General features: G+C 46.1%; 7 protein-coding genes. All 7 read left to right on the top strand.

Features of this window, described 5'->3' with window-relative positions; translation table 11 throughout:
- The first annotated feature begins 21 nt into the window (after nucleotides 1-21).
- The 7 genes from HW560_RS24800 (at nucleotide 22) to HW560_RS24770 (ending at nucleotide 13,254) form a co-directional block, all read left to right on the top strand.
- Nucleotides 22-975 (top strand): EamA family transporter, encoded by a 954-nt coding sequence (locus tag HW560_RS24800; RefSeq protein ID WP_090897067.1) that lies wholly within the window; start codon nucleotides 22-24, stop codon nucleotides 973-975.
- A 203-nt stretch (nucleotides 976-1,178) separates the two neighbouring features.
- On the top strand, nucleotides 1,179-1,604 hold the full coding sequence (locus HW560_RS24795; protein WP_090897070.1) for a cupredoxin domain-containing protein: 426 nt from the start codon (nucleotides 1,179-1,181) through the stop codon (nucleotides 1,602-1,604).
- Between the two features lie 96 nt (nucleotides 1,605-1,700).
- Entirely contained in the window at nucleotides 1,701-2,723 is a 1,023-nt protein-coding gene (locus HW560_RS24790) for an SDR family oxidoreductase (RefSeq protein ID WP_090897073.1), read from the top strand.
- A 9-nt stretch (nucleotides 2,724-2,732) separates the two neighbouring features.
- On the top strand, nucleotides 2,733-3,389 hold the full coding sequence (locus HW560_RS24785) for a carboxylesterase family protein (protein ID WP_090897077.1): 657 nt from the start codon (nucleotides 2,733-2,735) through the stop codon (nucleotides 3,387-3,389).
- 172 nt (nucleotides 3,390-3,561) lie between these two features.
- Complete coding sequence (locus HW560_RS24780) at nucleotides 3,562-11,121, top strand: fibronectin type III domain-containing protein (RefSeq protein ID WP_179265018.1); 7,560 nt, start codon at nucleotides 3,562-3,564, stop codon at nucleotides 11,119-11,121.
- A 121-nt stretch (nucleotides 11,122-11,242) separates the two neighbouring features.
- Entirely contained in the window at nucleotides 11,243-11,953 is a 711-nt protein-coding gene (treR, locus tag HW560_RS24775) for a trehalose operon repressor (RefSeq protein ID WP_090897085.1), read from the top strand.
- Between the two features lie 368 nt (nucleotides 11,954-12,321).
- A complete protein-coding gene (locus HW560_RS24770) occupies nucleotides 12,322-13,254 on the top strand; it encodes a glycoside hydrolase family 5 protein (RefSeq protein ID WP_373565015.1) in 933 nt (310 codons plus the stop codon).
- The last annotated feature ends 81 nt before the right edge of the window (nucleotides 13,255-13,335 follow it).

The raw sequence follows: 13,335 nt of genomic DNA, 5'->3' as shown, positions 1-13,335 counted from the left end.
TCATCAGGAGGTTTACTTACAATGAAATATTATCTGTCCGTTCTCGCTGGAGCGATGAGCTATGGCATATTATCCACAATTGTGGTTCTGGCTTACGGCGAAGGGTACAAACTTGGAGAGGTCGTGGGCACACAGCTGATCACGGGCTTCATTCTGTCCTGGATGCTGGCATTATACTCGAAGTTTAGAATGAAACGAAAATCACAGGCCGATGGAAAACCATCAGCAGCCGTGGCAAAAGCGCTTCAGAAATTAACGTGGAAGCAGCGTTTGCTATTGATGGCTGCAGGGACTCCAACGGTAATTACCGGTCTTGTCTATTATCAGTCTTTGCGGTATATTCCCGCGTCATTGGCCATTATTCTTTTGTTCCAATTTACGTGGATTAGCGTATTGATTCAGGCGGTGAGCAAACGTCAGCGTCCTGACAAGGTAACATTCCTGACTTTGATTATCCTGTTCGGTGGAACATTGCTGGCAGCTGGTTTTCTGGAACAAGGACTCGGAGAGTTTAACGGCTTGGGCATAGCGCTTGGCTTAATGGCGGCTGTAAGTTACTCCCTGTTTGTACTGTTTAGTGGAAAAGCGGTTCCAACGGCACATCCGGCTTTTCGCAGTGCCTGGATGGTTACCGGGGGTCTGGTCTTGCTGTGCATCCTGTTCCCACCGACATTCCTGTTTAACGGATTAATTTGGAGCCAGTTGCTTGTTTTCGGATTGTTACTGGGCTTCTTCGGAGCTTTTATCCCACCCGTACTGTTCGCAGTAGGTGTGCCTCATATTGGTGGCGACATGGCCGGAATTCTTGGAGCGGTTGAGCTCCCAATCGCAGTCCTGCTCTCATCCATTGTGCTTCACGAGCATGTGAGCGCCTTGCAATGGATCGGGGTTATCATAGTGCTGATTGGTGTAGCGCTGCCAGAGATCTATAAGTTACGAATGAGACGAAGTCGAAATACACCTATATATTCCTGATTGGTGAATAGATAGAACGATCAAGACAATAGCTATAGCTGAAAGAGCCTGAGTGATTCAGGCTCTTTTTGGATGAATATATTTATTGGGCTAAGTAACGTACCATCGATATGGCCCATTCGAGTCATTTTCAATTTTAACTGGATGGGGTATGCTAAAGAAGAGTATTAATAGAATGGGAACATAGACAGAGGAGCGTTGAGATGAACAGCTGGATCAAAAAAATGTGGCCTTGGCTAACGCTGGGTCTTGTTGTAGTTGTGCTGCTTGGATCGTTTATGGTGTATTTTATGGGCAAGGATATGTCCCCAGGCTCAGGAAGTGCCGTAACGGCCAAAGTCGAGACGGCAGAAGACTTGAAGGGATATGAAGTTATTGATGTGAATGTAAGCAACGACGGCTTTGAACCTAATGTTATTGAAGTTAAATCCGGGGTTCCAACCAAAATTAACTTTATCCTTACCCGCAAGGTTACGCATGTTAAATCGGTAGCGGCTGACAAGCTGGGCATGGATCTTTATATGCAAAAAGGAAACAACTATTACACTGTTGACAAGGATGTCCAACCTGGTGAATATGAAATTCACTGCGGTATGTACATGATTTACGGAACAATTAAGGTCATATAATGGATAGGAGCAAAGATTCTTCAATGAATCTTTGCTCCTCTTTTGTGTGCATGATATCATGGACTAGTGATCAATTTCATCTGGAGGTGGCCAAATATGAAAGCGCTTTTTATTGGAGGAACAGGTACCATCAGTACAGCAATTACCGATCAGCTTGCGAAGCAAGGCTGCGAACTTTATTTGATCAACCGAGGAAATCAAAATGATAATTTGCCTGCGCAAATCAAAGTGCTGCAAGCCGATATTAACGATGAAGCACGGGTTGCGGAGCTGATTGCCGACCTGGAGTTCGATGTTGTCGCAGACTTTATCGCGTTTGTACCTTCACAGCTGGAGAGAGATTACCGTTTGTTCAAAGATAAAACAAAGCAGTTTATATTTATCAGTTCGGCATCTGCCTATCAGACACCACTTGCTGACTATCGGATCACGGAAGGTACGCCATTATCCAATCCGTATTGGGAATATTCGCGCAACAAAATTGCCTGTGAAGACTATTTGATGAAACAGTATCGTGAAGAAGGATTTCCGGTCACCATTGTGCGTCCAAGTCATACGTATAGTGAACGTTCTGTACCTCTCGGTGTACATGGAGCAGAGGGAAGCTGGCAGGTCCTCAAGCGCATACGTGAAAATAAACCCGTACTCATTCATGGAGATGGCACATCTCTCTGGACCATAACGCATAACCGTGATTTTGCCAAAGGATTTATTGGCCTTATGGGCAATATTCACGCGATTGGTGAATCGGTACATATTACCTCAGATGAGTCAGTAACCTGGAATCAGATCTATGAAATTATTGCAGGAGTGCTTGGTGTCAAGCTTCATGCGGTGCATGTATCTTCCGAGTTTTTGGCGGCGTGCAGTGATCAGGATCTTCGCGGCGGTCTGCTGGGAGACAAGGCGAATACGGTTGTATTTGATAACAGTAAATTAAAAAGGCTTGTTCCGGAATTTGTGGCAACCATTCGGGCTGATCAAGGAATCCGGAGTACCATAGAATATATTCTTGCACATCCTGAATTGCAGACCGAAGATCCCGAATTTGATGCATGGTGTGACAAGGTGGTTGGAGCATTGGATGAAGCGTTACTGAAAATTAGAGATGAGAAGTGAGGCGAGCATATGTCGCAAACCGGGCATCGACTGGTAAAAGAAATCACCAAAACCGTCACTTTGGATTATTTGCTGCACATTCCTGAGAAGGAGGAACCACTTGCAGAGGACCAGAAATGGCCTGTCATTTTGTTTCTTCATGGTGCCGGGGAACGCGGTAATGATCTGGAAATGCTTAAAGCAAACGGGGTTCCGCTTATTGCCGATCAGGACAAGAGTTTCCCGTTTATCGTGATTTCACCGCAATGTCCTGTGGACGAATTTTGGGGTATGCATCGCGAAGCTGTTATGGCCCTTCTGGAACATGTTTTGGAAACCGAAGCAGCTGACCCAGACCGGGTGTATCTTACAGGTCTGAGTATGGGCGGGTATGGTACATGGGATCTGCCACTCTTTTACCCCAATACATTTGCTGCATTGGCTCCTGTATGTGGGGGAGCGGACCCTTCCAAAGCGGAAGAACTGCGTAATACGCCGATATGGGCGTTTCATGGGGCAAAGGATGACGTCGTTTATGTAACGGAATCCGAGAAAATTGTTCATGCGCTTGAAGCGTTGAATGCGGATGTGAAGCTGACGATATACCCTGAAGGGGATCATGATGCTTGGACAGAAACGTATGAAAACCCGGAGTTGTACAAATGGTTTCTCAGCCATTCGTTATAATCAATCAATCGTGAATTGACAAAATTCAGCCTTCTTAAGTATTTACTTTCGTTATTTGAATCGTTATAATCAAGAAAAAATGACACTTGTTAGGGGAGGCACCCCAACAGAGGACTTTGTTCCTTTGTTGGGGTGCCTCCTTTTTTGTGTGTGCAGAAAAGGAGAGCAGACGTTGAAGAAGAAATCTGAGAAACGTATAAAAAAACAGGCCGAGCAGCTTAGCAAAGTGGTACTGGCATTTGCCTTGCTGTCACCCCAAGCCATGCTGGTCGAATGGGGTTCAACGGCCGTTATGGCTGAAGCGGTGGAAACCATCAGTATTGTATCCGATACTTCCAGCATGAAGGCTGTTCAATCCTCCAAGGTGAAAGTGGAGATGAATAGTGATGGCAAATATAGAATTGTGTTGCTTCCAAATACAAATGTATTCTACGGTGGTGATACAGGGAATGTATCCACCATTATTGATCATAACGGAACACCCGTTAATTTTAAGTCGCTGCCCCTTAATTATTATCGAATCAATAATAATGTAATCGAAATGTCCAGGCAAAAAGACAATGTAGAGTATATTTTGCGCGTATCCATTGTGAATGCCACATCTCAGGGCGGTTATATGAAGGTGGAACTGGAGGCTGTTAATCGCAGCGGCTCTACGCTCAATCTGGGAGGTACGTTCTATTGGGATACGATGGTGAATGGCAACGATGCTTCTCCGTTTGAAGTGATTGAGAACGGCTGGCGCAATTACAGTGGTGGAGTTCAGGTAACCGCTTTTTATGCTAACACGTATAACGTCGTGGACGCGGATCGCATTTTCATGGGGCAGTACAATAGCCCGGACAGTGCACAGCTGACAGGTGGTTCTTCTCCATCTTCCTTTACGCCAGGCCAGACCATTACCGCAACGGATACTGCTGCGCAGTTTTGGTGGGACGGTAAAGCAACTGCCAACCAGGCTTCACGCAAATTTTCGACGATCGTGGGAATTGGCCCCAAAAATGCACCGCCTTCTTTTGCACTATCGGCTCCGTCTTCAGGCCAGACCTACTATAAAGGAGAACAGCTCCAAATTTCCGGTACAACCCGGGATACGGATGTGGGAGATCTTCTGACTGTCAAATGGTCAATCGACGGAGGCTCCGAAAATATGTTGACACAAATGACGGCTACAGGTTCCAATCAGTTGTTTAACACGAATTACACATTGCCGGATACGCTCGCAGATGGTGCACATACGTTGCAGGTATGGGTTATGGATGACAAGGGAGGGGTCTCCTCAGCGGGCACGGTCAATTTCACGGTAAAAAGTTTCGTGGTTCCGGGAACACCAACATTTACATCGGTTAACAATAATAATCTAACGGTGAATTGGGACAAGAAGGCGAATGATGCCTCCGTGACATATGAACTGAAAAATGTAACGACGAATCAGAGCTTCGATACAGGTACATCCAATAGTCGTCAGGTGACCGGGCTTACACCGAATACCCCGTATTCTTTTGCTGTGCGCGCCAAAAATTCGGTCGGTTCCTATACGGGGTATTCAAGCCCAGCTAGCAAATTTACATTGGCCAATACACCAAGCGATGCAGCTGTGAGCCAGTCGGGTAACTCCGTTACGGCTAGTTGGAACAATAATGGCAATCCTGCGGGAACGAATTACAAAACGGAAATACGCAACTCCGTTGGACAAGTGCTTGCATCGGGTACAACTTCATCAACTCGGACTGAACTTGCGCTAACAGGACTTGCAGACGGAATATATGACGTATATGTAGCAGCTCTGAATGGAGAAGGCATACAGACTGCATTTGCCTCTGCAGGTCAGATCACAAAGGACACAACTGGTCCCACCGCTCCCTCTTTAGCAGTCAATCCTTTTTCTTGGACCAAGGAAGATGTCCTGGTTACGATTACAGCAGGTTCGGATGCCTTAAGTGGTGTGCAGAAGACACAGTACAAACTAGGGATTGGAGGAGAATGGAAGGAATACACTGCTCCCTTTACGGTTGCTTCTGAAGGAAACACGCTCATAATTGCACGAAGTATAGATGCATTTGGCAATACAGGACAGGAGGCTTCGGTTACAGCGCGAGTGGACCGTACAGCTCCGACACCTCCCGTCATTTCGTTAAATCCTCCGGAGTGGACCCATTCGGCAGTAACGGTGACGTTAACGGCAGGTACGGATGAAGCAAGCGGAGTGGGTCTTACGCAATATAGGCTTGGAGGTGAAGGGACTTGGGTCGATTATCGAGAGCCATTTACTATCCATACGGAAGGAATAACCGAGATTCAGGCGCGAAGTGTGGATCGGGCCTCTAACGTCAGTGCGTCAACTTCAGCCACTGCCCGAATTGACAAGACTGGCCCTGATGAGCCAAAGATTACACTCAGTGATGATGAATGGACAAACCAGGATGTGTCTTTTGAAATCACCAGTGGTGAAGATACAGGCAGTGGACTTGCCAAAAGCCAATATCGTCTAAACGAACAAGGCCCCTGGATCGATTACACTGGAGAAGTGAAGGTTACCAAAGAAGGAAAAACCACAGTATATGCGCGCTCGCTTGACCAGGTAGGGAACGTAAGTACTGTTGCGAAAGCAATCATTCGATTGGATAAGACCGCTCCAACAGAACCGGTTATTACATTAAGTCAGTCAGGCTGGAGCAAGGAAGCTGTACAATTTACGATTGCTGGCAGCGTAGACGAACATTCCATTTCGTATGAATATAGTTTGAATGGGGCCCCGTATATTGCAGGAAACTCAGGCACCGTGAGTTCAAACGGTCCCACCGTCATTCGAGCCAGAGCGAGAGATGCTGTCGGAAACGTTAGCAAGGAGATTAGTCGTACGGCTTATGTCGATCAGGTTGCTCCAACGGTTACATTTACACCGAATGGACAAGGCTGGAGTGACACTAATATATCTGCTACCGTTCAATATGAAGATTCTGATTCGGGTATCAATGAGAATTCGCGATTGTACAATGTGACCAACAGTGCCTTATCGCCAGACAACTGGAATGAAGCTCGCTCGAATGAGCCTGTAATTTCAATTGAATCCGAAGGCATTTGGTATATCCATGCCAAAACAATGGATGTGGCAGGGAATACATATGAGACGGTATCGGCGCCTTATCAGATCCAGCGCAAACCACAGCAACCGGGAAATGTGAGCATCACACAGATCAGTGAGACTTCGGCAGAACTTACATGGGATTTGCCGACAGGAGAATGGTATACCGACGGGTATCAGTATGAAATTATAAACCAAACGACAGGCCAGTCGTGGACACTGGATTATCCAAAACATACGCACATTGATGACTCCCTAAGTGGTGGGCAAGTCTATGATTACGAAGTGAGAGTTCGAAACCACACTGGCATAAGTGATGCAGTAGCTGTCCGTGCACTGACAATCCCGGCAGCACCGGCATCATTACAAATTCGAAAAGTCGATTCCCAGCCTGGGCTGGCAGAAGTGCATTTCGATTCGGTTCAAGGGGCTACTGCGTACCGTATCACGGCTGCAACTTCGGATGGAAGAATTGTTTATGACCAGACGATCTCCGATTCTTCCAATATTCCGTACTTGACCAATCTGGTCCCGGGGAGCATTCATACGATTTCGGTCACAGCTCTGAATGAGAGTGGTGCGGGAGAAAGCAGCAGGGCGGGATTTCTGACATTGCCTGCAGCACCCGGTGAATTTGAGGCAGTGCAGATTCGGGAGCATGAGATCTCTCTGGGATGGGAGACGGTAACTTCAGCCACGTATTACAGCCTTTCACGTAGTGGAGCAGGAATCTACGAAGGATTGGAAACGGAGTATGTGGACGCAGGTCTGGATAGTGGAACAGAGTATAGCTATGAATTGCTGGCCGCAAACGAGACAGGAGAAGGCCCGGTAACAAGCTTGCAGAAGCTGATGACATTGCCGGGGGCCATTGAAAACTTGAGTATAGATAATGCTACAACAACGAGCATGAGTCTAAGTTGGGATCCTGTAAGAGGCGCGGAGCGATACGAAGTCTTTGTGAATGGGGAGAAGCGAGAGACGCTGCTTGCTGGAACCCATGAATATCTGCTAACGGGATTGACCGCGGGAACGTTGGTTCAGGTGGACGTTCAGGCAGGCAATGGAAGTGGACAAGGTCAATCCAATCGAGTATCTGGAACGACGCTTCCCGAGAGTCCTTCAGGTCTTCACTTTGTTCAGCCGACTGAAACAGGAGCAACACTCAGATGGGATGCAGTACCCGGAGCGACGAAGTACCGGGTCGTTCTTGAGGGGCAGAGTTATGAGATATCAGATACACAGCTTGAAGTCCATCAGTTATCTGGCAGCCGCCACTACACGTATCAGGTGCAGGCCGGAAATGCAGCCGGTTACGGTGCACCCACAAGCGGTGAACTTCTTACTTTGCCAACCAGACCAGAAGGACTCACAGTAACACATACGGATGAAACGAGCATTGGTGTGGAATGGGAATCTGTAAATACAGCCGAATCCTATATTGTGAGTATCAATGGGGCCGAAGTGGGTCGAACTTCTGGACTTGCCTATACGGCTGAAGAATTGTCACCAGGCATGGAGTATTTAGTGGAAGTACAGGGCTTGAACACGTCTGGAGTCGGTCAGTCCGCCAGCTTGATTCGATTATCCAAACCAGCATCGCCTTCAGAAATCGTAGTTGAACCAGGGGTACATAAAGCCAACTTGTCATGGGCTGCGGTAGCAGGTGCCTCGGAGTATGTAATTAAACAGGGGAACAAAGAGATTTACCGTGGAACAGAGCTGACCACACTGATTTCAGGACTTGAGGATGGAACGATGCATCATTACACACTTGTTGCCATGAACAGACAAGGGACCTCATCCGAAGCGACGAATGTATCTGTACTGACATTGCCTGAGAAACCAGTGGAGATTAAGGCATTGGAAGTGTCGGAAAACAGTATTAATCTTGATTTTACCAAAACAGGAGTTAAGGGTGCAGACGAATACATCATTGAACGCAATGGGCGAGAGATTGCTCGCATGGATGCGCGTGAAACCCAATTCGTAGATGAGGATTTGTTGCCAGGCACGAAATATACGTATAAGATCCGGGCGGTTAATGCAAGTGGTTCGGGTGCTTCCCTTACCTATGGAATAACAACTCAAACCCTGCCACTATCCTCAGATGGGATTACGGTGATCAAGGGAACGCACGCGTTTGATTTGGCGTGGGAAGCAGTAAAGGGAGCTGCCGCATATGAAATACGCAATCAGACCACGGGGGAAGTACAGACTGTGTCCGAACCATCGGTCCATCTCGCCAGTTTATTGGATGGCACAACGTATGCGTTTGAACTTACTGTCATGAATGAGGATGGTCACCGTTCTTCTCCTGTTCAGGTTCTTTTGTTGACCAAGCCCATATCCCCACAAACAGCAAGTATTGCTGCCGTAACCGATCAATCGGCAAAGCTGGATCTGAGTGGCAGCGCCACACGAGGAGCAGAACAGTTGATCATATTGCGAGATGGTATTGAAATTGACCGTATTCCGGCTGACAGCATTTCTTATGAAGATAGTGACCTGACGCCGGGAGAGAGATACACCTATACGGTTAAGACTTCGAATGCTTCGGGCGATAGCGATACGGGATTTGATGTTCAATTGCGTACGCTGCCTGCAACAATTAAGGAAACGCTGCACCCAGATGTAATTGAAGAGACGGCAGCAGTGATTAAGTGGAAAAAGGTCCAAGGGGCAGAGGGTTACATTGTAATGATAGCGGATAACGAATTCACAACCATTACAGAGAATGATTTGACTGAGGTTACCCTTAATGGACTTACCAGCGCAGCTCAATATGATCAAGTACAGATCGTTCCTTATAATACGGCAGGTAAAGGAAGTCCAATGGTCGTTGCTCCATTTTTCACCCTGCCTCATGTCGATTCTGTTGAGATAAAGCTATATCCGGAGACGGAGCATGCCAGATTGGAGTGGGATTTCCCTTATCTCAACGAAACGTTTGTGGTTCTAATGGATGGTATCGAGCTGTATAGAGGTAAACAAAAAGAGTATATCGTAAATGAGCTGCAGGGCGGAACGAACTACTCCATCGAATTGTATACCGAGAACGAGCAGGGGGATATATCACATAAGCTCGAGTATACGCTGTTAACCAAACCGGAAGCTCCCAAAGAAGTGGAATATCGTTCGACACAGGAGAGCATACAACTTCAGTTCGAAAAGAGCCGTGTCAAGGGGGCTGAGCAATTCATCATTGAACGTGACGGTGCGGAGATCGGCCGAGTGTCTGTTGACGAGCCTTATTACGAGGACCGGGGGCTTGAGTCTGGTGTAGATTATGTGTACACCATCAAAACCGTTAATGCTTCCGGTAAGAGCGAGGTCGGCTTTAATCTAACAGCAGTAACACTGCCAGGCAAAATTCCTTCTCCACCCCAAGTGGAAGAACGCGCTCAGCATGGTGCAGATATTGTATGGGATATGATTCCTGGGGCAGCAGGCTATCGCATCTATCGGAAAGACGAGCTGATTGCGACAACAATGGGAACGTCGATACATGTGACTGAATTGGAAAGTGCCCAGCGCTATCCAGACTTTTCTATTGTGCCTTTTAATGAGGCGGGAGACGGAGAGACAGTTAATGTACCTGAGTTCGAGACATTGCCATCAGAAGAATTCACCGTTTCAGCCACCTCTCAGAGTACAAGCAGCATTGCGTTGAGCTGGAAGTTGGAATCTTTGAATGAAATAATCGTACTTTCTAGTAGTGGGCGGGAGATTTATCGTGGAAAGGATCGAAGCTACATCTGGACAGGATTAACGGGTGGGCAGCGCTATGATGTCATATTGTGGACTGAAAATTCAGCCGGGGAAAAAAGTGAAAGCCAGCAGGCCGTGGCTGTGACTATGCCGTATCCACCTTCAAACGGAAGTGGGGCCGGTTCACCTGTAACTTCCTCCAAACCGGAGGATGCCCAGTCCGTTGTGTCTCAACCAGAGCAAAATGACAAAGCGGAAACAACAGCCAAGAAAGAGATCAAGTTCATTGATATTGGTCAAACATTCAATAAAGATCAGATTATATGGCTGGCAGAGCAAAACATCATTCAAGGTGTGAGTGAAACCCGCTTCGAACCCCGTCGTCCCATTACAAGAGCTGAATTCACAGCACTTATTGTGCGATTAATGGGTGTGGACACATCTGCGGATTATCAAAATGCTTTTCAGGATGTGAACGATCAGGATTGGTTTGCTCCGGAGATCGAAGCAGCCGTAAGTCGTGGTATGGTACATGGTATGGGGAATGGTAAATTTGCACCTTATGCGCTGGTAACCCGGGAACAAGCATCAAAGATCATCGCGAATGTTATTCGCAAAATCAAGCCGGAACCCGCAACTTCACGTCGTGCTTTTACGGATCAGATGGATGTATCCGATTGGGCCAAAGAAGAGGTTGAAGAGCTTGCTGGAATGTATATGCTTACGGGATACCAAGATGGCAGTTTCCGTCCCTTGCAGCATCTGAGCAGATCCGAGGCGGCAGCCCTCATCTTCCGACTGAACAAGCTGATCCGTATTATTGAAGAGAACCAAACTATGGAGGAAGAGAATCCAACTATGGATGATAAAGGAACGAGTAGCGACATAGATGGTAAGGATAACGCGTCAAAATTTGACGTAAAAGACTTGGATTGAATCACATGTCAATTCATCATTTTATCATCGATAGTTGCGACATTATCCGTTATTCGACTTTTAATGTTATAATAGGTTGCTAATATGATAAAAAAAGGGTAATGGACAGTGGTGATGAATGATGAATAATAAATTTATCCGAATCTATGAAGATATCGCAGCTCGTATTCGGACTGGAGAAATTGAAGCTGGCACGCTGCTTCCCTCGGAACTGGATTTATCGGAAAGTTATCAAACGTCCAGAGAGACAATTCGCAAAGCGCTGAAAATGCTGTCTGAAGAAGGTTATATTCAGAAAATTCAAGGTAAGGGCTCCATTGTTTTGGATATACGTAAAATTGATTTTCCTATCTCAGGTCTCGTTAGCTTCAAGGAACTGGCTAAAAAAATGGGACATCGGGCCAAAACGTACGTTAAGGTTTTTGAAGAAAAAAAGGTTGATCAGGCCTTGTTCAAGAAAATCAATTTTGGCCTGAATGAAAAGGTCTGGGAGATCAGACGTGTACGGCAAGTGGATGGCGAACATGTCATCCTCGATAAGGACCATATAAGCCAGAGGCTTATTCCCGGTTTGAGCAGGGAAATATGTAATGATTCTATCTTCGAGTACATTGAGGAAGAACTCGGGCTGACCATCTCTTTTGCCAAAAAGGAAATTTTGGTGGAGGAGCCTACCGCTGAAGATAGGGAGTTGCTTGATCTCGAAGGGTTCCACAATGTAGTTGTGGTAAGGAGCCAGGTTTACCTGGAGGACGCGAGTCAATTCCAGTTCACAGAAGCAAGGCATCGCCCCGACAAGTTCAGATTTGTGGATTTTGCCCGGCGCAGATGATATCCATTGACCATCCATATGACCAAGAGAGTACCTGTTCACTTCTTTTATCGGTGAATGAGGTACTCTCTTTGCTGTGGAGCACAAAATTTCATTCCTTTTCATGGTAAAAATAACTTGACCGGTAAGCGTTTTCATTTTATTATATGTCCATAACCTTAACGATAAGGTAAATATAATTAAATCATTTATCTTATTATGAGGTTATATTTTCTTGATTATAACCTTATTTAATGATGATTTACTCTTGATTTTAGTTAACTTATTGCCTTGAGCAGGGTTAATTGAAATAAACAAAAAAATGTAGGAGGTTCTAACGAATGGTCAAGTTGCAAAAGTGTACAGTCTTTACCGTAATTGCTGCACTTATGTTGGTGATTCTGGGGAGTGCTGCACCCAAAGCGTCTGCTGCTACAGGATTTTATGTAAACGGAGGCAAATTGTACGATTCCACTGGCAAGGCATTTGTTATGAGAGGTGTCAATCATGGACATTCATGGTTTAAGAACGACCTGAACACGGCGATTCCTGCGATTGCCAAAACAGGTGCCAACACCGTACGGATTGTGCTCTCCAATGGCGTGCAGTACACCAAAGACGATCTGAACTCTGTTAAAAACATCATTAATGTTGTAAGCGCAAACAAAATGATTGCGGTGCTTGAAGTACATGATGCAACAGGTAAGGATGACTATAATTCGTTGGACGCAGCAGTGAACTACTGGATTAGCATCAAGGAAGCACTCATTGGCAAAGAAGACAGGGTTATCGTAAATATTGCGAACGAATGGTATGGAACATGGAACGGCAGTGCCTGGGCTGACGGATACAAAAAAGCAATTCCCAAGCTGAGAAATGCCGGTATTAACAATACATTGATCGTGGATGCAGCAGGCTGGGGGCAATACCCGCAATCCATCGTGGATTATGGACAAAGTGTATTTGCAGCAGATACACAGAAAAATACTGTGTTCTCGATTCACATGTATGAATATGCCGGTAAAGACGCGGCAACCGTAAAAGCCAACATGGAAAGCGTTTTAAACAAAGGTCTGGCCCTGATCATTGGTGAATTCGGTGGATACCACACGAACGGAGACGTCGATGAATATGCAATCATGAAATATGGTCAGGAAAAAGGGGTAGGCTGGCTCGCATGGTCCTGGTATGGCAACAGCTCCGATTTGAACTATTTGGACTTGGCTACAGGTCCTAACGGAAGTTTGACATCCTTTGGAAACACGGTTGTGAACGACACTTATGGAATTAAAAATACTTCAAAAAAAGCAGGGATCTACTAAGGTCTATAGGGTCTAGCATTTCTAAAAAGATTCATCTAATCAACTAGTGACCTTAAGCTTGTTCTGACCAAAAATTCTCTT

The organism is Paenibacillus sp. E222 (assembly GCF_013401555.1).
In the GTDB taxonomy this organism is placed as follows: Bacteria; Bacillota; Bacilli; order Paenibacillales; family Paenibacillaceae; genus Paenibacillus.
The sequence above is the reverse complement of the archived record's forward strand: the minus strand, read 5'-3'. Positions and strand labels throughout refer to the sequence as shown.